Source organism: Gemmatimonadaceae bacterium (genome assembly GCA_020851035.1).
Classification (GTDB): domain Bacteria; phylum Gemmatimonadota; class Gemmatimonadetes; order Gemmatimonadales; family Gemmatimonadaceae; genus JACMLX01.
Genome location: JADZDM010000005.1, coordinates 1 through 25,100, shown reverse-complemented (window position 1 = coordinate 25,100; position 25,100 = coordinate 1). Strand labels below are relative to the sequence as shown.

Below are 25,100 nucleotides of genomic sequence, written 5' to 3'. Positions count from 1 at the left end.
GCCACTATCGCCACAATACGACGTTATTCGCCTGAGGTGCCTGACCGGGAGTTCTCCGTCCGCTCCCCCGGAGCCCGGCTGCGCATGCCATGCAGGATGCCCGGTGTGGTCCCGGCACGCGCCCCGGGCAGCCCCCGGCGATCCTCATCGCCGACTTCTGGCCGGCACGGGTGGCCCGGTATGTTCAGGACGCCACATTCCACCAATCTCCCTCTCCTGCTCGACCGCCATGACCCTCGACGAGTACCAGCAGCTCGCCGCCCGCACCATCGGCACTCGCACCCACGCCGACCAGCTCTCCAACATGGCGCTCGGCCTCGCCGGCGAAGCGGGCGAGACGGCCGACATGCTCAAGAAGCACCTCTTCCACGGAAAGCCGCTCGACCACGACGAAGTCATCAAGGAACTCGGCGATGTCATGTGGTACGTCGCCGGGATGGCCACCGCCATCGGCGCCTCCCTCGATGACGTCGCCCAGCGCAACGTCGACAAGCTCCGGAAACGCTACCCTGACGGTTTCTCCGCCGAAGCCAGTGCGCGTCGCGCCGACGTTGAGAAGTAAGCGCTATCTGTCTTGCTGCGTTGCTGGCGCTGTGATGGCTTCAGCATGTCGGACTGTGCCCAGCCAAATTCCTGAGTCAGGCGTGGTGTCGGCCACGTCGGGAGGCCGCACCGTGCCGGCGCCACCGGCCATCGGGCCGGCGGCTGACGAGCGGCTGTACGACGGCCGGCGGGGGGTGGTGACGGAGGACGATCTCGCGCGGCTCCGGGCTCGGCAGCTGGCCGTGCCTGTGCTGGGGCGCTATCCCGCTGATGTCTCGGACACCTTCCGGGCCGGGCGGAGTGGTGGGCGGCAGCACAACGCCAGCGACATCATGGCGCCGCGCGGGACGCTGGTGTTGAGTGCGGACGACGGGGTGATCCAGCGGCTGTCGAGCAATGCGCTCGGCGGGATCACCGTCTATGCGACCGATGTAGAGGAGCGGTTCGTGTACTACTACGCGCATCTGGAGGCGTACGCGCCGGATCTTGCAGTGGGGCAGCGCGTGCGTCGTGGTGACGTCCTCGGTTACGTTGGGACGACGGGGAACGCGCCGCCCGATGCGCCGCATCTCCATTTCCAGATCATGCGGGTGCTGGACCGCAGCCGACTGTGGGATGGTGTCCCGGTTGACCCGCGGCCGTTCCTGCAGCTCCCCGGGGCATTGCGATGACCATGACCAGCAAGGACCGCGCGGCACTGCGCGGAGAGGCGCACCACCTGATGGCAGCGGTGCATGTCGGCCACCAGGGCCTGACGGAGACCGTGATCGCCACCGTGGACGACGCCTTGCGGACGCGGGAGCTGGTGAAGATCCAGCTGGCCAAGACTACCGACGAGACGCCGCGGGCGGCGGCGAACCGGCTGGCCGAGGCGACCCGTGCGGAGGTGGTGCAGGTGATCGGGCGGACGTGCACGCTGTATCGCTGGAATCCGGACCTGAAGCGGAAGGATGGCGTGCCGCCGTGGCGGAACTGAGCCGGTGCCGTGCCCGTTGCGTCAGGGGAAAAATGACGTAAATCCGTAGGACGCCGGAGGCGTCCGGTCCCGCGTCCGGGTGTTCCGGTCGCGCCCCAGTCAGAAGCCCTTCAATCGTCGGATCGCACACATGCCGTACGTGATCACCGAAGCCTGCATCAATACCAAGGACAAGGCGTGCGTGGACGTCTGCCCGGTGGACTGCATCTACGAGGGCCCGGATCAGCTGTACATCCAGCCCGACGAGTGCATCGATTGCGGCGCGTGTGAGCCGGAGTGCCCCGTGACGGCGATCTTCCCCGAGGAAGACGTGCCGGCGGCCCAGCAGAAGTACATCCAGATCAATCGCGACGTGTTCAAGAGCGACACCCCGCCGGGTCGCCCGACGCGCTGATCGCCCCCGCCGCCCCCCCGGGGGTGGCGGGTGGGGCCCTGCTGGCCGTGCTGCTAGCCGCGGGTCACTGCCACGTCGAGGAATTCCGCCATGGCGGCGTTGACCACGTCCGGCTGTTCCGCCGGCGACAGGTGGCCGGCGTCAGGGATCGTCACGAGCCGCGAGCCGCGGATGGCGGCGGCGATGGCCTGCGCATCCTTCGGCGGGGTGAGGGTGTCCTCCGCGCCGACCACGACGAGGGTTGGGACCGTGATGGTCTCGAGCGTCGGGCGTGAATCGATCCGGTCTCGCATCGCCAGCGCGGCGCCGATGACGCCGCTGGCCGGTGCACGCCGCAGCATGACCTCGATGCGTTCCACGAGCGCGGGCTGGCTGGCGCGTGTCGTGGTGCCGAGCTGGTCCGGAAGCATCCCGCCGACCACCGCTCCGACCCCGTCGGTCTGCACGCGGGTGATGAGCGCGGAGCGCTTCTCCTTCACCGCGTCGGTGTCCGCATCCGCGCGGGTGTCGAGGAGCATCAGCGCCCGGACCCGTGCGGCGTGGCGGCGCCAGAAGGCGAAGGCGACGTAGCCACCCATCGACAGGCCGGCGATCACGGCCTGCTGGGCTCCCACGTGGTCGAGCAGCGCGGCGATCGCGTCGGCGTACCCGTCGATCGACGGGTCGGGGAGCGGGGTCGATCGGCCGAGTCCCGGCAGGTCCGGGACCAGGATGCGGGCGTGCGGGAAGACGGCCGCCTGCGCGGCGAGCTGCGCCGTCCAGAGGCCGCGATCGTGTGGGAAGCCGTGGACGAGGACGAGGGTCACCGCGGCGTCATGCGGGCCGGCGGCTTCCCAGGCGAGCGTGCCGTGGGGAAGGGCAATCATGTGTTCCATGCCGCAATATCTCATGCCGCGAGCCGCAGCGGGCCCGGGTCGGTTATCCTTGGGGCATGCCACCACGCCCGCCCAGCCATGTCATGCAGTACCTCGATACCGCCGCGGCGGTGGCCAGGTTCGCCGACGAGATCGCCAGTGCTCCGAGCATCGCCCTCGACACCGAGGGGGCGAGTTTCCACCGGTTCGTGGACCGCGTTTACCTGATGCAGCTTTCCACGCGGACGGCGACGGCGATCGTCGACCCGCTCCCGACGGGAGACCTCTCCTCGCTGCGCCCGCTGGTGGAGAGCAGCACGATCGAGATCGTGTTCCACGATGCCGACTATGACTTGCGGCTGCTGCGGCAGGACTACGGCTGGGCCACGCGCAACATCTTCGACACGCGGATCGCGGCGCAGCTGCTTGGCTACAAGGCCTTCGGCCTGGCGGCGCTGCTGGAGCTGCACTTCGGCATCACGCTCGACAAGAAATTCCAGCGGGCGGACTGGAGCCTGCGGCCGCTGAGCGAGGGAATGCTCCAGTACGCGTCGCAGGACACGATGTACCTGCTGGCGCTGCGCGACATCCTGCATGCGGAGCTGGACGCGAAGGGGCGGCTCGGGTGGGCGGCGGAGGAGTTCGCGCGCCTGGAGCAGACCCAGTGGTCGGCCGAGGATCCGGCGCAGCTCTACCTGAAGGTGAAGGGGGCGCGCGACCTCAAGCGCCGCGAGCTGGCGGTGCTGCGCGAGCTGGTGCCGTGGCGCGACGGCGTGGCGCGCGAGCTGGATCGCTCCACCTTCCGGGTGGTCAGCAACGAGGTGCTGCTGGAGATCTGCCGGGTGCAACCGGCCAGCAAGCAGGCGCTTGGCGTGATCAAGGGGATGCCGCGCGGCGTGCTCGACCAGCGTGGTGACGTGGTCCTGCAGTGCGTCGCCCGCGCGATGGCCCTCGACGAGGCCTCGCTGCCGAAGTTCCCCAAGGCGCCGCGGTGGGAGAAGGATCCCGAATTCGACGACCGCGCCGCACGGCTGCGCGCGGTGCGCGACGAGGTGGCGACGTCGCTGTCGCTCGACCCGGGGGTGCTCTGCTCGCGGGAGAAGCTCGAGACGATCGCGCGGCGACTGCCGACGACCATCGAGGAGCTTTACGAGACGCCCGACCTGCGCCGCTGGCAGGCCGACCTGCTCGCGCCCGGCATCCTGCGCGCGCTCACGGCCTCCGGGGCGGCGGCTGCCAAGCCCACCACTGTCACCGTCGCTGCGCCTGCGAACGATTCGCCGTATCGCGACTGAGGCGCTGTTCGGCCACAGCAACGGCGTGACGCAAAGGCGCAAAGAGCGCGAAGGACGCAAAGCAGTGGGCGACGAACGAGGCCCCGGTGCGTGGAGCATTCCTCCATGCGCATCGGGGCCTCGTCATTGCTTTGGGAACTGCAACCGCAACCGCAGTTCCCCTCAACTACTTCGCTCATCGAGCACACGACGCCCGGCTGTCACGCAGACCCCTTTGCGTCCTTCGCGCCCTGTGCGCGTTGAAGCTGTTGCAGTTGGCGTTGCAGGTCAGGGTGCGATGACGCGGGCGACGTTGTCGGAGGTGCGCAGCCAGCCGGCGCGCGGGCTCTCGACGCCGGCGCGGTTGATCCAGCTGATCCAGTAGCCGATGCCCTCGCCGGCGTTGGCGGCGACGGCGAGGGTGAGCGGACCGGCGTCCGCCGGGCGGAGCTCGCTGGTCCAGTTGCGGCCGTCCCAGCGGGCGATGACCCAGGTGCGGGCCACCTGTGTCGGCGGCGTGTTCGCGATGATGAACGTCGCGCCGGTGCGGGCGTCGCGCTCCTCGCGCACGGTGGCGACGGCGGGGGCGCCCTCGCTGCCGGTGAGCCACGGCGACGCCGGCACCAGTGCCGGCAGCCGGTAGGCCTCGGTCATCAGCCGCGTGGCGAGCAGCTCGCGCTCGGCGCGTGCGGTGTCGGCACCCTTCGGCATGAACACCGACATGCTGAAGTGCACGTTGCCTGTCGCATTGCCCTGGCGTCGCGTGACGGCGATCTGGTTGATCAGCTCATCGGCGGTCCACACGGCGGCGCGCCCAACGCGGCTGGTGTAGTTGCCCGGCCACATGTGGCGGTTCTTCACGTTCTCCGACGCCCACCAGGCGAGCAGGGAACCATACGGCTGGCCCGCCTTCGCGATCGGCCAGTAGAGCTGCGGCGAAGCATAGTCGAGCCAGCCCTCGCGCAGCCACTTGCGCGAGTCGCCGTACAGCTCGGCGTAGCTGTCGTAGCCGCGCACGTCGGCGGGATAGCCGGGCCGCCAGATGCCGAACGGGCTGATGCCGACCTTCACCCACGGCTTGGCGGCCTTCACGCGCACGTACATCCGGCGCACGAAGCTGTCCACGTTGGCGCGGCGCCAGTCGTCGCGCTCCATGCTGCCGCCGCGCGCCGTGTAGGCCCCGTAGCTCGCGTCGTCGGGGAACGGGATCAGCGCGCCGCGGGCGTCCCGTTCCTTGTATGGGTAGAAGTAGTCGTCGATGTGCACGCCATCCACGTCGTAGCGGCGCACGACATCCACGATCACGGCCACCGACTTCTCGATCACGGCCGGCTCGCCCGGGTCCATCCAGAGGTACGAGCCATACCGCTTCACCAGCGGCGCGCGGGCGGCGGCGATGTGGGTCGGATCGAGCGGTGACCGGTCACTGGGGTGACGGGCGCGGTACGGATTGAACCAGGCGTGCAGCTCGATTCCGCGCGCGTGCGCTTCGCGGACCACGAAGGCGAGCGGGTCCCACGCCGGCGATGGCGCGCGGCCCTGTGCCCCGGTGAGGTATGCCGACCAGGGCTCGAGCGTGGATGGATAGATCGCATCGGCGGCCGGCCGGACCTGGAAGACGAGCGCGTTCATGCCGAGCTGCTTCGTGCGGTCGAGGATCGCGATCAGCTCGGCCTGTGCCTGCGCGGTGGTGAGGTCGCGGCGGGAGGGCCAGTCGATGTTGTCGACCGTGGCGACCCACGCGGCGCGGAACTCGCGCGCCACGGCCGGCGGGGCGGGGAGCGAGGTGGCGCCGCGTGGCGCCCCACCCTCGACCACCGGATTGGTGCGGCGCGGATCGACCATCACCTCGCCGGGCACCGCGGGCGTGGGGGTCGGCGTCCGTGGTCGCTCGGACGGCACTGGCGCGGCCACAGGAGGCGGAACCGCCGGCGCCGGCATGGGCGCCGGTGCGGGAGTGCGGCGCGCGCAGGCGGCGACGAGCGTGAGCAGCAGGAGTGGTCGCAGTGCGGCAGGGACACGCATGACGGTCATTTCGGTGCGGCGGGGGGCGCCTTCGGCGCGGGTCCCGCGGTCAGGGCCAGGCTCACGCGTTCGACCTGCTCCTCGTTCTCGCTGAGCAGGATGGCGAGCAGGTTGTCGTTCACCAGCAGGGTGGGTGTACCCGTCCAGTGCGTGGCTGTGTCACCGGCGGGCCTGGCCTGCAGGCTGTCGAGTGCCACGAAGTCGGCATGGCGCAGGGTCGAGTCACGGTAACGGAAGACGAAGATCGTGGCACTCCCGAGTCGCCATGTCTGTCCCGCGACGCGGAGGAACGGGAGGCGGATCGTGTCACCACGCTGCGGCGCGAGACCGGCGCGTTCGAGGCGGTCGAAGACCGTGCAGGCTTCCCAGTGTCCCGTCCCCGGGCAGGAGGGCAGTGGCGCGGGTCCGCCTCCCGTCGTGACGGCGGTGGTGACGCGGGGGATCTCCTTCTTCTCGGCGGGTCCGCAGGCCGTGAGCCACGCGGCGGCCGCCACCAGCCGCAGCGCATGGACGGAGCGCCGCATCAGGTCAGAACCCGAGATACGTGCGAACGCGCGGCTCGATGCGATCCGGGGTCCACGGTGGTGACCAGATCAGGTTGATCTTCACGTCGCCGACGCCCGGGACGGTGCGGAGCTGTTTCTCCGCCTCACCCATGATCTCGGGGCCGGAGGGGCACCCGGGGGAGGTGAGGGACATGTCGACGTTGATGTCGCTGCCATCGACCTGGATGTCGTAGATCAGCCCGAGGTCCACGATGTTCAGGTTCAGCTCGGGATCCTTGACCCGGCGGAGCACGAGCCTGGCCTGATCGAGCGTCACGCCGCCGCTTGCCGCGGCGGCAGGGTCGGCATCGTCGGACGCACCCGTGGCATCCGGGCTGTCGATCGGTTCCTCGGGGGACATCTGCATGTGCATAACCTACTCAGGCCCGGGAGTCCGCTGGGGCTCCCGATGCCGCACCGTAGGGTCAGCGGCGCTTCTTCTTCGCGACGGGGCGTGGGCGAGCAGCGCTGCTCCCGCCCTTCCGGGAGGTGACGCGGCTGGCGGACGCCGTGCGGGCTCGCGAGCTGGAGCGGCTGGCGGAGGCCCGGCTGGCGGCCCGCGAGGCCGTGCGGCCGGACACCCGCGTGGACGACCTGGCAGCCGTGGACCGGCGCGCGGCCTTGCTCGAACGGGCGGATGCCGCGCTGCGGCCGCCGCGGGCGGAGGCGGAGCGCGAGCTGGCCTTCACGGTGCGCGGGCTGCTGCAACTGGTACGGCGGGCCTTGGCGCGGCTGGCGCGGCGTCCGGCGGACTTCCGGGCCAGGGCACGCCCGCGGCTCACGCCGCAGCTCGCCGTGCGGGTCCGCACCACGGGCACCGGATTCCAGCCGGTGGCGTAGTCGGCCCGGAACTCCGGGTCGCCCTCGAGCTCGACGGCCACGTCCGGCGCCGTGACGGCCCAGGTGGAGGCATCGGCGAGGTCGGCACGCACGTCGGAGATGACACGTTCCGGGCGGCGGGCACGCGACTCGAAGACCCGGTTGGTGAGCAGGACGACGAACATGTCGCGCTCGGGGTCGATCCAGATCGACGTGCCGGTGAAGCCGGTGTGGCCGTAGGCGCGCGACGACATGTACCGGCCGCAGCCCACGCCGTTGTGGCCGGCGCAGGTGTCCCAGCCCAGCGCGCGCGATCCGGCGGCGCGCGCGGTGAAGCGCTCCACCGTGCTGTCGCTGATGATGCGCTTGCCGAGATAGACGCCCTTGTTGAGCATCATGGTGGCGAACACCGAGAGGTCACCGGCAGTGCTGAACAGGCCGGCGTGTCCTGCGACGCCGCCGAGGGCATGCGCGTTCTCGTCGTGCACGTCACCCTGCAGGGAATAGCCGCGGACCGACATCGTGGCGGTGGGCGCGGTGCGCTCCCGCACGCCGGCCGGCACGCGATACCAGGTCTCGGTCATGCCGAGCGGGGTGAACACGCGCTCCTGCAGCAGTTCATCGAGCTTGCGGCCGCTGACGCGCTCGGCGATGAAGCCGAGGATGTCGGCGCCGAGATCGGAGTAGATGTAGCGGGTGCCGGGGGCGTACTCGAGCGGGGTGTCGAGCACGAGGCGCTGCGCATCGGCGGGCGACCAGGCGAGGCGCCACAGGTCGCGGCCGGCCGGGAGACCGCCACGATGCGTGAGAAGGTCGCGGATGGTGACCAGTTCCTTGCCGCCGCCGGTGAACTCGGGGAAGAAGGTCTGCACCTGGTCCTCGAGCTTCAGCTTGCCTTCATCGTACAGCAGCATGATGGCGGTCGTGGTGCCGATGACCTTGGTCAGGCTGGCGAGATCGTACACGGAGCGATCGGGGGAGACGCTCGGCGCCTCGGCGGACCACGAGAGGCGTCCGAACCCCTGGGAGTACACGGCGGAACCGCGACGGCCGACGACGACGGCCGCGCCGGGGAATCCGCCCTCCGAGATGCCGCGTCGCACGACGCGCGTGATGGCATCGAGACGCAATGCGCTCATTTCCACCGCTTCCGGTCGTGCTTTCGGCAGGCCGTCACCGAACGTGACCGGTGTGGCCGGGAGGGCGGTGGCAGTGAGCGCGAATACAGTGGCGAGTCGAACGATCACGAATGCTCCGGTTGTCGCGCTGCGGCTGGACGTGCGGAAAGGCGTACACGTACACGCATGCGCAATCCGGTTTCGGGCGGACCCGACCAATCACGCATTCAGTCACTCATGAGACGACGCTGCCGGCGGAACGTTCCGCCGCCACCCCCCAAGTCATGCTAGGGCTGCCGAACGGATGAGTCAAGTGCAGCCGTTGCACGGGTTTGCGTGCTCTCACGTGATGTGTGACCGGAGGCGAGTGTCGGTTACCCGGGGTGAATCCTGGAGGGGGGTGGTGGCGTTGTGCGGTCGAGCGGTCCGAGGGGGGCGGGATGTCGGCGACGCCTGGCAACCCTTCCCGGACCGGTGGTGTCCCATGGCCGAGCCCTGCCCTGAACCGCGCAGCGCCGGCAGTCCGCCTCACCGTCCGCCCGTACCACGCCGTTGACTACCGATGAGGAGTTGATCGCGCGCGCAGTCGCCGGCGACGAGCTGGCGATGCGCGCGCTCTGGGCCGAGCACGCGCCACGGGTGGATGCCGTGGTGCGGCGGCTGGTGCATGACACAGACGAGGCGGCGGACATCGCGCAGGAGGTCTGGATCCAGATCTTCCGGGCGCTGCCCACCTTCCGCGGGGATGCCCAGTTCTCGACCTGGGCGCACCGGATCGCGGTGAACCGCACGTTGAATGCGCTGCGCCGGGCTCGCCGGCTGATGGGAACGCACGAGGAGCTCACGGAGGACACGGCGATGATCGAGGAGGATGTGGAGCAGCCGTTCGTCCGGGAGTCGATCACGCAGGCGCTGGATCGGCTGCCGCGCGGTGCCCGGACGGTGTTCGTGCTGCACGACGTGGAGGGGTACACGCACGAGGAGATCGCGAGCCAGCTCGGGATCACGGCGGGCGGATCGAAATCGCAGTTGTTCAAGGCGCGGGCGCGGCTTCGCCGCCTGCTGGCGCCGCTGATGGACCACCTGACTACACCGAGCCTGGATGATGGCTATGCCGCACCTCTCGCCTGAACGGATCGCGGCGCTGGTCGATGAACCGGCGACCGGCGACGAGCGCGTGCACCTGGACGGGTGCGCGCGGTGCCGCGCGGACTTCGTCGCCGTGCGGCGGATCGTCGCGGCGGCCGGTGCCGAGCGTGACCGGACGATCGCGCCGCTGGTGCCGTGGCAGCAGATGGCGACGGCGCTGCGGAGCGAGGGGCTGCTCGGTGCCGGTGGTGCGAGCGCCGGCGCCGGCCGGGATTCGCACCCTGACGTCCGCCCGATCACGAGTGCGCCATCGGTGGCCTCGGCGGCTGGTGCAGGCGGGGGCCGGCGCTGGTGGTCGCGGCCCGGCGCCATGGCCGCGGCGGCCGCCCTGCTCGTGACCGTGGGGGTGGCGGGTGGGCGACTGTCCGTGCGTCGCGACGCTGGCCCCACGGTGCTGCCGGCAGGTGAGGGCGTGGCGGCGGCGATTCCGCACGCCACCACCGCGCAGCCGGTGGCGGTGCGGTTCCGGAATCCTGATGATGCACGCGCCATGCTGGCGACGGCGGAGGAGGTGTACAGCGGCGCACTGCTCTGGCTGGCGGCGCACGACAGCGCCCTGGCACCGCGCCAGGCCGGGGGATCGGCGGCGGCGGCGATGAACTACCGGGCGCGGCTCGAGGTGCTGGATGCGGCGATGGCGACGGCGCGGCGTGCGTTGTACGAGGCCCCGGATGACCCGGTCATGAACCGCTACTACCTGGCGACGCTCGGGGCGCGCGAGGTCACGCTGCGCCGGCTGACCACGGTGCTGCCCGCGTCCCAGCAGGTGCTGGAGTACTGATGCGGACGGCGCTTCGACGGGTGGGGATGCTGACGTCCCTGGTGCTGGCTGCCGCGACGCTGCAGGTGCCGGCGCTGGCCGCGCAGCACGAGAGTGGTGGTGAGGACGACGCGCGCTCACGGGAGCTGGCGCAGCGCATGCGGATGACGCTCGAGCGGCAGGCGCGCGACCTGTCGCGGCTCCAGCGCGAGATCGAGCGGGCGGCGAAGGCGGACCCGCGGGTCCGTGACTCGATCGTCCGCACGACCTCGCATCGGATCGCCGAACTCGCGGCAGAGATCGCGCGGGTGCAGATGGAGGCCGATCGGGTGCAGGTGCAGCTCTCGAGTGACGAGGCGCGCGGCCAGCTGCGCGTGCAGATCGCGAGTGCGCGGGCGATTGCGGACGTGATGCGCTCCATCGCAGGGAAGCAGCGCGAGCTCACCTTCATGACCCGGTCCGCACCGCGGGGCTACCTGGGCGTGACGCTTTCGGGCGAGCAGCGCACGGAATTGCGCGAGGGCAAGGTGTTCACCGTGTTCGAGTCACCGACGCTGATCGAGTCCGTGATCCCGGACAGCCCGGCGGCGCGCAGCGGGCTGTCGGCCGGTGACACGATCACGGCCTTCGGGCGACTGGCGGTGCCTGGTGCGGTGCCGCTGGCCGATGTGCTCACGCCCGGCGAGCGGCTGACGATGAAGGTCCGTCGCAGCGGGCGGGAGCGGCAGGTGACGGTGACGGTCGGTGCGACGCAGCCGGGCAGCACGTCGATGGCGTCGTCGGATGGTGGGATCCGGCTCTGCTTCGGCGAGGGGTGCCCGGCCGCGCCGCCGCAGCCGGGGCGCGTGCCTGCACCGGAGCGGCCGTCCGCCGCCGCTGCGCCCGCGCCGCCGGCGCCGCCGTCGTGGTTCGGCACCTGGACCTCGAACGACTTCTCGATCGCGGGGGCGGTGATGACGAGCATCACCGACGAGCTCGAGGAGCTCACGGGCGTGGACGAGGGGATCCTGGTGCTGCGGGTGGCGCCGGGCACGCCTGCGGCGACGTCGGGGCTGCGGGGTGGCGACGTGATCCTGCGCGTGAACGACGAGGACTGCGAGGGGGTGCGCGACCTGCAGATCGCGGTGCAACGGGCGTCGTCGCGGGGCGGGCGCACGGTGCAGCTGGCCGTGAGCCGTCAGCATCGCGAACGGGCGATCACGCTGCGGTGGTGAGCCGCGCGTGCGGCGTCAGGGGGCGGGTGCGACGCGGGGCAGGGGCTGTGATGCGCGTGCGCGGGTGACGACCGAGCCTGGCGGGACGGCGTAGAGCAGCTGGGCGGTCGCCTTGTCGGCGAGGGTGATGGCGCGGGCACGGATCTTCGGCGCCATGATCACGGTGGTGTCGGCGGCGTGATCGAGTCCGATGCCGTGGCCGATCTCGTGGATGGCGAGCGCGCGGACGACGGTCGGGTCGAGCTGCCCGGAGTTGTCGCGGCGCATGGTGGCGAGCTGCACGTCGCTGCGCACGATCCAGAACTTGCTGTCGCGCACGACCTTCGTACGGCCGAGCACCGGCTCGCCCCGGAAGTCGGTGACCCACGAGACGGTGATGTCGGCCAGGGCCGAGTCGGTGACGAAGGCGAACCGCACCGGGAGTTCGACGCCTTCCCAGATGGTGAAGGCTTCGCGGACGGCCTGGGTGTAGTCGTCGCGCAGATGTCCCGAGGTGCCGGGGCCCTGGTCGCTGATGAAGACCCGGAGCGGCGTGGCGCGACGATCCGGCCAGCGCTGCAGGGTGCTGTCGGAGAGCTCGAGGATGTCACCGATGAAGGTGCCGGTCCCCCGCGCCTCGAGCATCGCGCGCGTCTCGGCGCGGCGGATGGAATCACTGGCGGCGCGATCGCCGTCGGAAGCACGCGCGGTGGGGGCCATCGCCGGCGCAGCGTCGGCGCCCTGCTGCACACTGTCCGCCGGTGCGGTGCGGGCGAGGTCGTAGCCGTGGCGCCGCACGCTGGCCGTCTCGAGCAGCACCAGGACTGCGAGTCCGGCGAGGATCAGGCCGAGCAGGCGCGGCAGGGAGGGAAGGGACATGCGGTGGGGAGATGGTCAGCGCTCCGCGTCGAGCAGGAACCGCTCGATCGCAGGGAAGACGATCGAAGGCTGTTCCCAGAACGGATTGTGTCCCGCGGACGGGACCGGCAGAAGGGTGGCGCGCGATCCGAGGTGTCGGGTGGTGTGTTCCGCGACGCGGATGGGGATGAGATCCGACTCGCCGTGGACGAGGAGGGTGGGCATGGGCAGGGCGCCGATGGTGCCGGTCCAGTCATAGCCCTCGCGCCGGAGCCTGGCGGAGACGGCGGCGCCGGTGACGCTGGTGGAGCGGGGCGGGGCGAAGAGCGTGGCGAGGGTCTGGTCGTGGAACCAGGCCGGGTAGATGGCGGCGGCGTACTCACTGAGGGCGACCGGGTCGGCGGCACCGGTCGCGCCGGGTCGTACGGCAGCGTCCGCTGCAAACAGTCGCTCGAGTTCGGTTCCCGCGAGTCGTGCGGCCGCTGCGTCGGTGAGTCCGGGGAGCCAGTCGGCGGAGGTGAGCCCGACGGCATCGATGAGCGTGAGGGAGTGGATGGCGTCGCCATTAAAGCCAATCGATCTCAGTGCGATACCTCCGCCCCAGGAGTGGCCCAGCATGTGGAGGCGGTCGTGGCCGAGCGCGGAGGGGAGTGTCGCGAGGTCGGAGGCGTCGAACTCGATGCGGGAGGACCTGGCGGCGGGGGGCACGGAGGAGCGTCCGCGGCCGCGCTGGTCGTAGAAGATGAGTTGGCGCGTGGCGGCGAGCGGGGCGAGCGCGGGCCAGAGCAGGGTGTGGTCGAAGAGCAGGCCGCCGTTGACGCAGAGCAGCGGGAGCTGACCTGTTCCCGGGTCTTCTGTGCGGAACACCGCGAACTGTAGCCCACGTGTCGAGACAGTGTCGCGATGAAGACGCGGCGTTCTGCCCAGGGTGCGGCGGAAGGCACGGAATCGCTCAATCGATGAGAGGGACGCGGTCATGACATGGTGGTCGTGCGGTGCCTACGGAATGGGACCGGCGTCGTCCCCGCGACCACGCGAGCCGCGGTCAGGGCGTAGAATTCGGGATGCGACACACCGGCTGACGAAGATGCCACAGAAGTCTGGCGCGACCCGCGCGATCGTCGTTGCGCTGGAGACGGAGCACGAGCGTGGTGTCGACTACTGGTCGACGTTCTCGACAAGCGAGTTCTTCCGTACGATGGGACGGCACTGGTCGGCGGCGGAGCATGTCCGGCACCTGACGCGCTCCATGGCGCCACTGCTCCCGGCGCTGCGGCTGCCCAAGCTCGGGCTCCGGATGGCATTCGGCATGCCGGACCGGCCATCGCGGGCGGAGGGGCAGATCAGCGACGCCTACCGCGCCGCGCTGGCTGCGGGTGGCCAGGCCGGTCGCTTCGCGCCGCCCCCCGACACGCATGCCCCCGATCAGGCCCGCCGTGACAAGATCATGGACGAGCACTCCGAGACCCTGCGCGGGCTGACGCAGGCCATGGAGCGATGGACGGAGGCGCAACTCGACGGCTACCGGCTGCCGCACCCGTTACTCGGCAAGCTGACGGTGCGCGAGATGATGCTGTTCACGCTGATCCACAACCGGCACCACGTGGAGGTGGCGAAGCGCCGGTGGGCGGAGGCGGGGCTGGTGCACGCGGGGTGACAGCGGGTGGCTCCCGCCCGGTGCGACTCATTCGCCGTACGGGATCCAGATGTTCTTGACCTGCGTGGCGTGCCGCAGGAAGTCGCGGCCTTCGCCCTGGGCGGTGCTGGCCCAGTCGCGCCGGGTCCACTCGCACCAGGTGCGCTTCATGTTGTCGGCCGACGCGCGCTCCACCGCCGCGGCGCCGGCCTGGGGCCCGAAGTACCAGATCCCGTCCACTTCATCGTGCTCGGCCAGCGTCTTCACCAGGCCCTCGCGGGCGCCGGTGACGATGTTCACCACGCCCGCCGGCAGGTCCGACGTCTCCAGCACCTGGTAGAAGTCAGTGGCCGCCAGCGGATGCCGCTCGCTGGGGATCACGACGGTGGTGTTCCCCATCGCGATGGCCGGCGCCACCAGCGAGACGAAGCCGAGCAGCGGTTGCGTGGTGGGGCAGGCCAGGGCCATCACGCCGACCGGCTCGTTCATGGCGAGCGTGACGCCGCGCAGCGGCGTGCCGTGCACGGCGCCGTCGTACTTGTCGGCCCAGGCGGCGTACGTGAAGAGGCGCGCGATGGACTGCTCGACCTCCAGCGCACCGCCGAGCCCCGTCATCGCTTCGATCCGACCCGCGAACTCGCTGCTGCGTGCCGCGAGGTTCTCGGCGATGTAGTACAGGATCTGCGCGCGGTTGTGGCCCGAGGCACGGGCCCAGCCCTTGGCGGCGAGTGCGGCGGTGACGGCGTTGCGGAGGTCCTTCCGGTTGCCGTCGCCGACCTCGCCCACCGTGCGCCCGTCCGGGCCGCGCACGGAGAGCGTGTAGCCGCCGTCGGGGCGCGCCTGCTTGCCGCCGATGAAGAACTTCGCGGTGCGGTCGATCGCCGGCACGCCAAAGCCCGCCGCGCTCTCCGCCGCGCTCTCCGCCGCGACGGCGGTGATGACCGGCGGCTCGGCAACGACGGCAGCGCCCTTCTTCCACGACGGCGTGAGGTACTCGTACATCCCCTCGCGACCACCCTCGCGCCCGAAGCCGCTCTCCTTGTAGCCACCGAAACCGGCGGCGGCGTCGAACAGGTTGGTGCTGTTCACCCAGACGATACCCGACTTGATCTTCGGCGCGATGTCGAGGGCGAGGTTGATGTTCTCCGTCCAGACGCTGCTGGCGAGGCCGTAGGGCGTGTTGTTCGCGAGGTCGACGGCCTCGGCCGGCGTGCGGAACGTCATCGACACCAGCACGGGGCCGAAGATCTCCTCCTGCACGATGCGCGCGGCGGGTGAGACGCCGGTGAAGAGCGTCGGCGGATAGAAGCAGCCCTGCGACGGTACCGCCCACGATGGCTGCCACATCTGCGCGCCCTCGGCCACGCCGGCATCGACGAGGGTGCGGATGCGATCCAGCTGCACCGGGTCCACGATGGCGCCCATGTCGATGGACTTGTCGAGCGGCGAGCCGAGACGCAGGTGCTCCATGCGGTCGCGGAGCTTCTGCTCGAGCTGCGCGGCGATGCCCTCGTGCACGAGCAGTCGCGAACCGGCGCAGCAGACCTGGCCCTGGTTGAACCAGATCGCGTCGACCACCCCCTCGACCACGCTGTCGAGGTCCGCATCGTCGAAGACGATGAACGGGCTCTTGCCACCGAGTTCGAGCGAGAGCTTCACGCCCGATCCAGCGGTGGCGCGGCGAATCAGCTTGCCGACCTCGGTGGAGCCGGTGAAGGCGAGCTTGTCGAGGCCCTTGTGGGCGACGAGTGCCTTGCCCGTCTCGCCATCGCCGGTGACCACGTTCAGCACACCGGCGGGGAGCCCGGCGTCACGCGCGATCTCGGCGAAGCACAACGCAGTGAGTGGAGTGAATTCCGCGGGCTTGAGCACCACGGTGCAGCCGGCGGCGAGGGCGGGGGCAACCTTCCACGCCAGCATCAGCAGCGGGAAGTTCCACGGGATGATCTGGCCGCAGACGCCGGCGCCGGTGTAGCCGGCGAACTCGGTGTCGAGGAGCTGGGCCCAGCCGGCGTGATGGTAGAAGTGGCGGGCGACGAGTGGGATGTCGAGGTCACGTGTCTCGCGGATCGGCTTGCCGTTGTCCATCGTCTCGAGCACGGACAGCAGGCGCGCGTGTTTCTGCACGGCGCGGGCGAGGGCGTAGAGATGGCGCGCGCGTCCGTGGCCGCCGAGCTGCTGCCACGCGGGCAATGCCGCGCGAGCGGCTGCAACCGCCGCATCGACATCGGCGGCGGTGCCCTGCGTGACCTTCGCGAGTGGCGCGCCGGTGGCGGGGTTGTTCACGGCGAAGGTGGTGCCGTGCTTCGTGAACGCACCGTCGATGAAGTGGCCGAAGGTGCCCTGGCTGTGGCGCTCGATCCATTCACGCACCGGCGCGTCGCCCTCGGGGGCGGGGCCGTAGGCCATGGTCTCGAAGATGTCCGCGACGGAGGTCATGTGTGCTGGGTGCTGTGGGTCACGGCATCGGCTGGCGGTACGCTGCGGCGTAGCGACCAGTGATGAAGTGTTCGAGCTGGCGTTCGATGTCCGTGAGCAGGCCGCTGGCGCCGAAGCGGAAGAGGTCGGGGCGGAGCCAGCGATCGCCGAGTTCTTCCTTCATCAGGGCGAGCCAGTCGAGCGAGCCCTTGGCGGCGCGGATGCCGCCGGCGGGCTTGAAGCCGACGACGTGGCCGGTGTGCTCGCGGTAGGCGCGGATCATCCGGACCATGACCAGGCCGACGGGGAGGGTGGCGTTCTCGGGTTCCTTGCCGGTGCTGGTCTTGATGAAGTCGCTGCCGGCCTGCATGGCGACCATGCTGGCGCGGGCGACATTGGTCATCGTGGCCAGCTCGCCGGTGGCGAGGATGGTCTTCATGTGGGCGTCGCCGCAGGCCTCGCGAAAGCGCTTCACCTCGTCGTACAGCGCGTGCCAGTTGCCGGTGAGCACATGCGCGCGGGTGACGACGATATCGATCTCCTGGGCGCCCGCGGCGACGCTCGCCTTGATCTCGGCGATGCGCGTCTCGATGGGTGACAGGCCGGCGGGGAAGCCGGTGGAGACGGCGGCGACGGGGATGCCGCTGCCGGCGAGGGCCTCGACGGCGGTGGGGACGAGGCTGTGGTAGACGCAGACCGCGCCGGTGGTGATGCGCAGGTGCTGGACGCCGAGTGCGGCGGAGATGTCGTCGCGGAGCGGGTGGCGGGCCTTGGCGCAGAGGCGGCGGACGTTGCCCGGGGTGTCGTCACCGGAGAGCGTCGTGAGGTCCATGCAGGTGATGGCGCGCAGGAGCCATGCGGCCTGCCATTCCTTCTTGACGGTGCGCCGCGTGGGGATGGTGGCGGCGCGGCGTTCGACGGCGCTGCGGTTGACGCGGATGGCGCGGACGACGTCGAGGTCGAGCGGGGTGCCGGGATTGCGGTCGACGTGGTCGCCGATCGGGGCGGGTCCGGTGGGCCTGACGAGGGTGGGTCGCGACGGTGCGGCAGCGGTGGTCGGCGCGGCGGATGGGGTCGGTCGGTTGCCCAGCGTCATGTGGTGCACCTGCGGCGCGAGGGAGCAGCGCGGGCCGCCGACGTGGAGCGACGGCAGGGCTGTTCCGTGGAGCCGCAAGTTAGGGCCCGAGGAGACGCGGGGCGACCCGCCGGGCGCGGGTCAGTGCTCCCCGTGCGGAAGGGGCTTGAGGGCGGCGGTGGCGGCGAGCCCGACGAGCAGGAGGACGGCCATCAGGTACATGGTGACGCTGTACGCGTCGGCTTTCGGCACACCGCGACTGATCTGGTACTCGCGGATGTAGTTCACGAGCACCGGCCCGAGCACACCGGCCACGGACCAGGCGGTGAGCAGCCGTCCGTGGATGGCGCCGACCTGGAGGGTTCCGAAGCGGTCGCGGAGGTAGGCGGGGATCGTGGCGAAGCCGCCGCCATACATGGTGAGGATGATGGCGTACGCCGCGATGAAGAGCACGATGCTGCCGCTGCGGCCGATGGCCGGCACGCAGGCGTAGAGCACGGCGCCGAGCGCGAAGAAGGTGCCGTAGGTGGCACGGCGGCCGATGTGGTCGGAGAGGGACGACCAGGCGAAGCGGCCGACGAGGTTCGAGATGCTGAGCAGCACCACGAAGCTGGCGGCCTGTGGCACGGTGATGCGTCCTGGGAACATCTCCTGGATCATGGCCGAGGCCTGGCCGAGGACGCCGATGCCCGCGGTGACGTTCACGCAGAGCATGGTCCAGAGCAGCCAGAAGGCGGGGGTGCGGACGGCGTCGCCCACCGGCATGCCCGACGGGGCCCGGGTGCCGCGCGCGACGCGATGTGCGATGGCACCGGACGGCTGCCAGTCGGTGGCGGGGACGCGCACGGTGAAGGCGCCGAACATCATCACGGCGAAGTAGATGATCGCGAGGGTGAGGAAGGTGGCAGCGATGCCGTTGGAGGTCGGCGAGCGGTAGAACGCCATCAGCTTCACGGAGAGTGGCGAGGCGATGATGGCGCCGCCGCCGAAGCCCATGATGGCGAGTCCGGTGGCCATGCCGGGGCGGTCGGGGAACCACCGGATGAGGGTGGAGACGGGCGAGATGTAGCCGATGCCGAGGCCGATGCCGCCGATGGCGCCGTAGCCGACGAGGAGGAGCCAGAACTGGTGCGTGGCGATGCCGGCGGCGCCGATGGCGAGCCCGCTGGTGAAGCAGAGGGTGGCGACGAACATCGCGGCGCGCGGGCCGACGCGTTCGAGCCAGGCCCCGAAGAGGGCGGCGGAGAGGCCGAGGAAGACGATGGCGGTGGAGAAGACCCAGCCGATGGTGCTGACCTTCCAGTCCCCGGGGGCGGCGGCGGTGAGGCCGATGGCTTTCGAGAGCGGGAGGGAGAAGACGGAGAAGGCGTACGCCTGGCCGATGCAGAGGTGAATGGCGAGGGCGGCGGGTGGAACGCGCCAGCGGTTGAAGCCGGGCGGGGCGATGGCGTGCTGGCGGTCGAGGAGCGTAGGCATCGGAGATCCGGGGTTGTCCCTACGATAGCACTGCGGCGCTGGCGACGCGGGTCGCGTGGACGCCGGTCGGCCGTTGTAGTTTGTGTCGATATGCGATTGATCCTGCGCGTGTTGCCCGCGGTGCTCGTCCCGGTCTTGCTCCTCGGGCAGCAGCCGCTCGAACCCCGGCTGACGCCGTCCGTGGCGCGCGATGCGATGCCGTCGCCACCGGCAGGGAGTGCGCCGCGGGTGGGGCTGTACGACAGCGTCGCGGTGGTGCTGAAGCGTGACTGGCCGGACAGCGGCGTGCGTCGCGGCATCGTGGAGCCCGTGCTCCAGGAGCATGCGGCCGCCGCGGCCGCCGCGCAGACGTTCGGCGACGAAGTGGCCGTGGTGAAGGCGATGCTGGCCGTGATCCCGGCGAGCCATCTGGGGCTGAGCAGCGCGACGGCCTACCGCACGCTGGATCGCGCGTTGCGTGGTGAGCGCGAGGAGATGTTCGGCATGCAGCTGCTGCGCTGGCAGGGGCGGTGGTATGCCACGATGGTGCTGAACGATGGGCCGGCGCATCGTGCCGGCATCCGGGCCTGGGATGAAGTGGTGCGGGTCAACGGCTTCGTGCCGGACTCGAGTCCAGTACTGGACTACAGCACCGACGACGCCTTCCTGCCCGACTCCATCGATCCGCCGGTGCATCCGCTGCGTGTGGACCTGGTGAACGAGTGTCGCTTCACGGTCCGGGTGTCGCGCGACTCGATCGCAGACGTCACGGTCGTCGCCGAGCGATACAGTGCGCTGGAGGCGACGCAGTCGAGCGTGGAGGTGATCGAGGCGGATGGCCTGCGGGTGGGGTACGTCCACCTGTGGTACATGCACTTTCGCCTGCACGACTGGCTGAACCGGCTCCTTTCCGGGCCACTCGCGGGGATCGACGCCCTGGTGCTCGACCTGCGCGGCCGTGGTGGTGATGGCGGGCTCGCGACGAGCATGGTGGAGACACTCACGCCCGGGTCGCACCAGCGCTATCGCGGCACCGTGGTGCTGCTGCAGGACCGCCAGACGCGGAGCGCCAAGGAGATGCTGGCCGATGGGCTCCGCGCGCGTGGGGTGGCACGGATCGTCGGCGAGGCGTCCGCGGGCGCGGTGCTGCCGTCGGGCGAGCGGCGCGTGGGGCACGGGATGATGCTGATGCTGCCGCAGAAACCGTCCTGGGGCACGTACCAGCGCCTCGAGCTGCGGCGCCTCGAGCCGGACGTCCGCGTCTCGTGGGCGGGGCCGCTGGGTGGCGCGACCGACCCGATCTTCGAGGCGGGTCTGGCGGAGGCGCGCCGGATTGTCGCCAGCGAAGGGCGGGGCGTGGTCGTGCCGCCGCCGCCGCCGCTCGTGCCGCGGCAGGAGGCGGCCGGCGTCCGCCAGGATGTGGAGCGGAAGACGTTACAGCTGCCATCCAAGCCGTGAGTCAGGGCGGTTCCGTGACGGGGGGTGGCGATCTCGGGGGCATGTGAAGGCACGTGCAGGGCGGCTGGCGGGGATACCCCCACCCCCTATATTCGTATTCCGGCTTCGGGAACGACTCTGAGTCGGATGGGGGCAAAGGGGACAGAGTCAGGCCGACATGGGAGGGAGACATGCGTGCGAGTGACTCTGAGTCGGATGGTGGCAAAGGGGACAGAGTCAGGCTGACACGGGAGGGAGACATGGAAACGGCGACGATCCGCATCTCGGGCATGAGCTGCGCGCACTGCGTCTCGGCGGTGCAGAAGGCGCTGGGCGAGGTCCCGGGGCTGCAGGTGGAGACGGTGGAGATCGGTGCGGCGGCGGTGGCGTTCGAGGCGGGGAGCGGGGCGCTGGCCGCGGCCGAGGCGGCGATCGACGAGGCAGGGTTCGACGTGGTGAAGGGACGGGTGCTGAACGTGGCGCCGCCGCCCGCGCCGGATGCCTGAGGTGCTGGTGCCGGCGGAGGGCTCGCCGGCTGAGGGCGGTGCGGCGCCGGCGGCGACACAGACGGTGACGCTGCCGGTGACCGGCATGACGTGCGCCGCCTGCCAGAGCCGCGTGCAGCGCCAGCTCACGCGTGCGCCGGGCGTGCGCGACGCGAGCGTGAACCTGCTGATGGGCAGCGCAACGGTCACGTACGACCCGGCCGTGTCCTCGCCATCGGACCTGGTGCATGTGGTGGTGAAGACCGGGTACGGCGCCGAGCTGCCGGCGGTGGACGACGACGTGGTGGCGCAGCTGGCGGCGCGCGATGCGACCACGACACACGAATACGATGCGCTGCGCACCCGGGCGATCCTGAGCGGCATCGCCGGTGCGATCGCGATGGGGGCCTCGATGCCCCTGATGGCGGTGAACGACCATGCGGGCATGGGCGTCGTGGCGGACCCGTTCATGCACTGGGTGATGCGGTCGATCTCGCCGGTGCTGGAGCGCGCGCTGCCGTGGCTGTACGCCATCCCGGCGCCGCTACTCACCTGGTTGCTGCTCGTGATGACCGTCGCGGTGATGGCGTGGGCAGGCCGGCAGTTCTACGTGAACGCGTGGGCCGCATTGCGCCACGGTGCCGCCGACATGAACACACTCGTCGCCGTGGGGACACTGGCCGCGTTCACCTACTCGACCCTCGCGACCCTCACGCCGTCGCTGTTCACGTCACATGGCGTGGCGGCGGACGTGTACTTCGAGGCGGTGATCTTCATCATCGCGCTGGTGCTGACGGGACGGATGTTCGAGGCGCGCGCCACGCGCCAGACGTCGGAGGCACTGCGCTCGCTGGCCTCGCTGCGGCCGGCGACGGCGCGGGTGATGCGGCCGACCCCCGAGGGCGGCGAGACGGAGGTGGAGCTCGCGCTTGCGGACGTGCGCGTGCACGACCTGGTGGTGATCCGGCCAGGCGAGCGGCTGCCGGTGGACGGCGTGATCGAGAGCGGCAGCAGTGCGGTGGACGAAAGCATGCTGACGGGGGAGTCGATGCCAGTGGCGAAGGGGCCGGGCGACCGCGTGATCGGCGGGACGATCAACGCCTCGGGCGCCTTCCGCTACCGCGCCACGACGCTGGGCACCCGCAGCGTGCTGGCGCAGATCATGATGCTCATGCGTGACGCGCAGGCGTCACGGGCGCCGATCCAGGGGCTGGCGGACCGCATCAGCGCGGTGTTCGTGCCGACGGTGATGGCGCTCTCGGTGCTGACGTTCGCGGTGTGGTTCGCGGTGCTGCTGCGGGCAGATGCCGGCACCGGTGCGGCGACGGTGCGCGCGTTCGCGGCGGCGGTGGCGGTGCTGATCATCGCGTGCCCGTGTGCGATGGGGCTGGCGGTGCCGACGGCGGTGATGGTGGCGACGGGGCGCGGCGCCGAGTCGGGGGTGCTGATCAAGGGGGGCGAGGCGCTGCAGCGGGCGGGGTCGATCACGACCGTGGTGCTGGACAAGACGGGGACGATCACCGAGGGGCGGCCGGCGGTGACGGACGTGGTTCCGGTCCCGGGTTCGGCATGGACCAGCGATGAGATCCTGGCGCTCGCGGCGTCGATCGAGTCGCAGAGTGAACATCCGGTCGCGGGTGCCATCGTGCGTGCGGCATCCGAGCGCGGCCTGACCCTCACGGCGGCCACGGCCTTCGAGTCGCACACGGGTCGTGGTGCGAGCGCCATGCTCGGTGACCACTTCGTCCTGGTCGGGAACGACGTCATGGTCGAGGAACACACCGTGCCGGATCATGCGATGGCCGTGATCGCGGACGGCCTTGCGACGCAGGCGAAGACGGTGGTGCATGTGCTGCGCGACCTGGAGCAGGTCGGCGTGATCGCGGTGGCGGATCGCGTGCGCGCGGAATCGGCGGGGGCGATCGCGTCGCTGCAGCGCCTGGGGCTGCAGGTGGTGATGCTGACGGGCGACAACGAGCAGACGGCGCAGGCCGTGGCGCGCGAGGTGGGGATCACCCGCGTGATCGCGGGGGTGCTGCCGGCGGGGAAGGTGGATGCCGTGGCCCGGGAGCAGCGCAGCGGTGCAGTGGTGGCGATGGTGGGCGATGGCGTGAACGACGCGCCGGCGCTGGTGCAGGCGGATGTCGGGATCGCGATCGGCACCGGGACCGACGTGGCGATCGAGGCGGCGGACATCGCATTGATGGGGGCGGGGCTGCCGGGGGTGCTGCGGGCGATCGCGCTGTCGCGCGCGACGATGCGGACGATGCGGCAGAACCTGTTCTGGGCGTTCGTCTACAACGTGATCGGGATCCCGGTCGCTGCCGGGGTGCTCTACCCGGCGTTCGGGGTGCTGCTGAGCCCCGTGCTGGCGAGCGGTGCGATGGCGTTCAGCTCGTTCTCGGTGGTCACGAACAGCCTGCGGCTGCGGCGGCAATGACAGACACGGAGGCGCCGGTGGAAGCCATGGATGAGGCCGCGCACGCCGCACACTGCGGACGGCGCGCGGTCGGGGTGGACGAGAAGGGCAAGGCCCGGAACCTGGCCCGGCTGCGGCGGATCGAGGGGCAGGTGCGCGGGGTGCAGAAGATGGTGGAGGAGGAGCGGTACTGCGCGGACATCCTGACGCAGATCTCGTCGGTGCACGAGGCGCTGCGGGCGGTGGCGCGCGAGCTGATGCGGAACCACCTCAAGCACTGCGCGACGCACGCGATCCAGTCGGGGGCCGGGGAGGCGGAGGCGATGTACGACGAGCTGGTGGACCTGATGTACAAGCACACGCGGTAATGTTCGGCAGTGCCGGACCCCGGGTGTATCATCCAGTCATGACCGTCCCATTCACGATCCAACATCCATGAGCGCCGAGTCCGCCACGCAGGCTCCGGTGCAGCGCAAGCCGCTGGACTCGGAGATCGACGTCCACGGGGTGACGCACACGGGGAACGTGCGCAGCGAGAACCAGGACCACTTCCTGATCTCGTCGCTGCGGCGCGAGGTGTCGGTGCTGCAGACGAGCCTCCCGGCCTCGGACGCGAAGTCGAGCAGCGACCGGATGGCGCTGCTGGCGGTGGTGGCCGACGGGGTGGGCAGCAGCGTGATGGGGGGTGAGGCGAGCCGGCACGCGGTCGAGCGGATCCTGCACTACGTCTCGGCCTGCTCGAAGTGCTTCTACCGTTCGGACGAGGCGGACCTGAACGACCTCGGGCAGGCGCTGAACACGGCGGTGATGCGGGTGCACGAGGAGGTGGCGCGCGAGCGCGCGAGCGGCGACCCGGACGCCCGTGGCATGGCCACGACGATGACCCTGTGGCTGGGTGTGTGGCCGCACGCCTACCTGCTCCAGGTGGGTGACAGCCGTTGCTACATCCTGCGCGAGGGTGTGCTGCGCCAGATCTCGCGCGACCAGACGGTGGTGCAGGACCTGGTGGACGCCGGCGTGCTGACGGAGACGCAGGCGCTGCGGTCGCCGCTGTCGCACGTGCTCTCGAGCGCGATCGGCGGCGAGGAAGCCGCGCCGGTGATCACGCGTTTCGAGCAGGTGTGGGACCAGGTCGGCCTGCTCTGCAGCGACGGGCTCACCAAGCACGTGTCCGACGAGCGCATTGCCGAGCGGCTGCGCACCATGACGTCCGCGAAGCAGGCGTGCGAGGCGCTGCTGCAGGATGCGCTCGACGCGGGCGGGACCGACAACATCACGATCGTCATCGGGCGCCCTCGACAGGCGTCTACGCCTTCCGAACAGCAGAAGCTCTGACGCGAAGGCGCAAAGGGCGCGAAGGACGCAAAGAGGTCGGTGCCGCGGGCGAGCGTCAGGCGCTCGATGAGCGACGATTCTGAGGGGAACTGCGGTGGCAGTTGCCGTTCCCAAAGCAATGACGAGGCCCCGATGCGCATGGAGGATTACTCCGCGCACCGGGGCCTCATTCATCATGCTCTTCTTTGCGTCCTTCGCGCCCTTTGCGCCTTGTATGTCACAGCGCAGCGGTAAATCATCGGGGAAGCGGCAGCTCGATAGCGCCCGGGGCGAGGCGAGCCCGACGCAAAGTAGGAGCGCCGCTGAACCGATCGTTCAGAGCCCGGACAGCT

24 protein-coding genes are annotated in these 25,100 nt (G+C 70.6%); 14 read left to right on the top strand and 10 right to left on the bottom strand.

The features are described from left to right. The first annotated feature begins 229 nt into the window (after positions 1 to 229). The 4 genes from IT355_03870 (at position 230) to IT355_03855 (ending at position 1,913) form a co-directional block, all read left to right on the top strand. The gene (locus IT355_03870) at positions 230 to 562 is read left to right on the top strand and encodes a nucleoside triphosphate pyrophosphohydrolase family protein (GenBank protein ID MCC7052379.1); all 333 of its coding nucleotides are present in this window, start codon (positions 230 to 232) and stop codon (positions 560 to 562) included. A 112-nt stretch (positions 563 to 674) separates the two neighbouring features. After that, complete coding sequence (locus tag IT355_03865) at positions 675 to 1,214, top strand: M23 family metallopeptidase (GenBank protein MCC7052378.1); 540 nt, start codon at positions 675 to 677, stop codon at positions 1,212 to 1,214. Then, complete coding sequence (yhbY, locus tag IT355_03860) at positions 1,211 to 1,519, top strand: ribosome assembly RNA-binding protein YhbY (protein MCC7052377.1); 309 nt, start codon at positions 1,211 to 1,213, stop codon at positions 1,517 to 1,519. The genes IT355_03865 and yhbY overlap by 4 nt, the downstream gene beginning before the upstream one ends. A 130-nt stretch (positions 1,520 to 1,649) precedes the next feature. Continuing rightward, on the top strand, positions 1,650 to 1,913 hold the full coding sequence (locus tag IT355_03855; protein MCC7052376.1) for a ferredoxin family protein: 264 nt from the start codon (positions 1,650 to 1,652) through the stop codon (positions 1,911 to 1,913). A gap of 53 nt (positions 1,914 to 1,966) precedes the next feature. Here the strand turns inward: IT355_03855 and IT355_03850 are convergent, their stop codons facing one another. Further along, positions 1,967 to 2,788, bottom strand: a complete 822-nt coding sequence (locus tag IT355_03850; protein ID MCC7052375.1) for an alpha/beta fold hydrolase — start codon at positions 2,786 to 2,788, stop codon at positions 1,967 to 1,969. 56 nt (positions 2,789 to 2,844) lie between these two features. Here IT355_03850 and IT355_03845 point away from each other — a divergent pair, with 56 nt between their 5' ends. After that, positions 2,845 to 4,062, top strand: a complete 1,218-nt coding sequence (locus IT355_03845) for a ribonuclease D (protein MCC7052374.1) — start codon at positions 2,845 to 2,847, stop codon at positions 4,060 to 4,062. Positions 4,063 to 4,329: 267 nt separating this feature from the next. On the opposite strand, the gene IT355_03840 is transcribed toward IT355_03845, so the two are convergent. From IT355_03840 to IT355_03825, 4 genes are all read right to left on the bottom strand, one after another. Further along, complete coding sequence (locus tag IT355_03840) at positions 4,330 to 5,982, bottom strand: family 10 glycosylhydrolase (protein ID MCC7052373.1); 1,653 nt, start codon at positions 5,980 to 5,982, stop codon at positions 4,330 to 4,332. Between the two features lie 89 nt (positions 5,983 to 6,071). Continuing rightward, positions 6,072 to 6,590, bottom strand: coding sequence for a hypothetical protein (locus tag IT355_03835; protein MCC7052372.1), 519 nt, complete (start codon positions 6,588 to 6,590; stop codon positions 6,072 to 6,074). A 4-nt stretch (positions 6,591 to 6,594) separates the two neighbouring features. Continuing rightward, positions 6,595 to 6,972 carry a metal-sulfur cluster assembly factor gene (locus IT355_03830; protein MCC7052371.1) on the bottom strand — a complete coding sequence of 126 codons (378 nt, stop codon included), beginning with the start codon at positions 6,970 to 6,972 and terminating at the stop codon, positions 6,595 to 6,597. 64 nt (positions 6,973 to 7,036) lie between these two features. Next, positions 7,037 to 8,677, bottom strand: a complete 1,641-nt coding sequence (locus IT355_03825; protein ID MCC7052370.1) for a serine hydrolase — start codon at positions 8,675 to 8,677, stop codon at positions 7,037 to 7,039. A gap of 441 nt (positions 8,678 to 9,118) precedes the next feature. Here IT355_03825 and IT355_03820 point away from each other — a divergent pair, with 441 nt between their 5' ends. The 3 genes from IT355_03820 to IT355_03810 are packed head-to-tail and all read left to right on the top strand — an operon-like array spanning position 9,119 to position 11,671. After that, positions 9,119 to 9,679 carry a sigma-70 family RNA polymerase sigma factor gene (locus IT355_03820; protein MCC7052369.1) on the top strand — a complete coding sequence of 187 codons (561 nt, stop codon included), beginning with the start codon at positions 9,119 to 9,121 and terminating at the stop codon, positions 9,677 to 9,679. Then, positions 9,660 to 10,478 (top strand): hypothetical protein, encoded by an 819-nt coding sequence (locus IT355_03815; protein MCC7052368.1) that lies wholly within the window; start codon positions 9,660 to 9,662, stop codon positions 10,476 to 10,478. The genes IT355_03820 and IT355_03815 overlap by 20 nt, the downstream gene beginning before the upstream one ends. Next, a complete protein-coding gene (locus tag IT355_03810) occupies positions 10,478 to 11,671 on the top strand; it encodes a PDZ domain-containing protein (protein ID MCC7052367.1) in 1,194 nt (397 codons plus the stop codon). Before IT355_03815 ends, IT355_03810 begins: the two co-directional genes overlap by 1 nt. A gap of 15 nt (positions 11,672 to 11,686) precedes the next feature. Here the strand turns inward: IT355_03810 and IT355_03805 are convergent, their stop codons facing one another. Further along, the gene (locus IT355_03805) at positions 11,687 to 12,529 is read right to left on the bottom strand and encodes a matrixin family metalloprotease (protein MCC7052366.1); all 843 of its coding nucleotides are present in this window, start codon (positions 12,527 to 12,529) and stop codon (positions 11,687 to 11,689) included. 15 nt (positions 12,530 to 12,544) lie between these two features. Beyond that, positions 12,545 to 13,375 carry an alpha/beta hydrolase gene (locus IT355_03800; GenBank protein MCC7052365.1) on the bottom strand — a complete coding sequence of 277 codons (831 nt, stop codon included), beginning with the start codon at positions 13,373 to 13,375 and terminating at the stop codon, positions 12,545 to 12,547. Between the two features lie 220 nt (positions 13,376 to 13,595). On the opposite strand from IT355_03800, the gene IT355_03795 reads away from it, so the two are divergent. Further along, positions 13,596 to 14,165, top strand: coding sequence for a DinB family protein (locus IT355_03795; GenBank protein MCC7052364.1), 570 nt, complete (start codon positions 13,596 to 13,598; stop codon positions 14,163 to 14,165). A 27-nt stretch (positions 14,166 to 14,192) separates the two neighbouring features. Here the strand turns inward: IT355_03795 and IT355_03790 are convergent, their stop codons facing one another. The 3 genes from IT355_03790 to IT355_03780 all read right to left on the bottom strand — a co-directional run bounded on the left by IT355_03790 (position 14,193) and on the right by IT355_03780 (position 19,113). Next, positions 14,193 to 16,583, bottom strand: coding sequence for an aldehyde dehydrogenase family protein (locus IT355_03790; GenBank protein MCC7052363.1), 2,391 nt, complete (start codon positions 16,581 to 16,583; stop codon positions 14,193 to 14,195). Between the two features lie 19 nt (positions 16,584 to 16,602). After that, the gene (gene deoC / locus IT355_03785; protein MCC7052362.1) at positions 16,603 to 17,658 is read right to left on the bottom strand and encodes a deoxyribose-phosphate aldolase; all 1,056 of its coding nucleotides are present in this window, start codon (positions 17,656 to 17,658) and stop codon (positions 16,603 to 16,605) included. Between the two features lie 120 nt (positions 17,659 to 17,778). After that, on the bottom strand, positions 17,779 to 19,113 hold the full coding sequence (locus IT355_03780; GenBank protein ID MCC7052361.1) for an OFA family MFS transporter: 1,335 nt from the start codon (positions 19,111 to 19,113) through the stop codon (positions 17,779 to 17,781). Between the two features lie 90 nt (positions 19,114 to 19,203). On the opposite strand from IT355_03780, the gene IT355_03775 reads away from it, so the two are divergent. The 5 genes from IT355_03775 (at position 19,204) to IT355_03755 (ending at position 24,768) form a co-directional block, all read left to right on the top strand. After that, positions 19,204 to 20,550, top strand: coding sequence for a hypothetical protein (locus IT355_03775; protein MCC7052360.1), 1,347 nt, complete (start codon positions 19,204 to 19,206; stop codon positions 20,548 to 20,550). 239 nt (positions 20,551 to 20,789) lie between these two features. Then, positions 20,790 to 21,035: a heavy-metal-associated domain-containing protein gene (locus IT355_03770; protein MCC7052359.1), complete on the top strand. Its 246-nt coding sequence runs from the start codon at positions 20,790 to 20,792 to the stop codon at positions 21,033 to 21,035. Then, positions 21,028 to 23,454, top strand: a complete 2,427-nt coding sequence (locus IT355_03765; protein MCC7052358.1) for a copper-translocating P-type ATPase — start codon at positions 21,028 to 21,030, stop codon at positions 23,452 to 23,454. The genes IT355_03770 and IT355_03765 overlap by 8 nt, the downstream gene beginning before the upstream one ends. Before the next feature lie 26 nt (positions 23,455 to 23,480). After that, positions 23,481 to 23,801, top strand: coding sequence for a metal-sensitive transcriptional regulator (locus IT355_03760; GenBank protein ID MCC7052357.1), 321 nt, complete (start codon positions 23,481 to 23,483; stop codon positions 23,799 to 23,801). 67 nt (positions 23,802 to 23,868) lie between these two features. Next, complete coding sequence (locus tag IT355_03755; GenBank protein ID MCC7052356.1) at positions 23,869 to 24,768, top strand: serine/threonine-protein phosphatase; 900 nt, start codon at positions 23,869 to 23,871, stop codon at positions 24,766 to 24,768. The last annotated feature ends 332 nt before the right edge of the window (positions 24,769 to 25,100 follow it).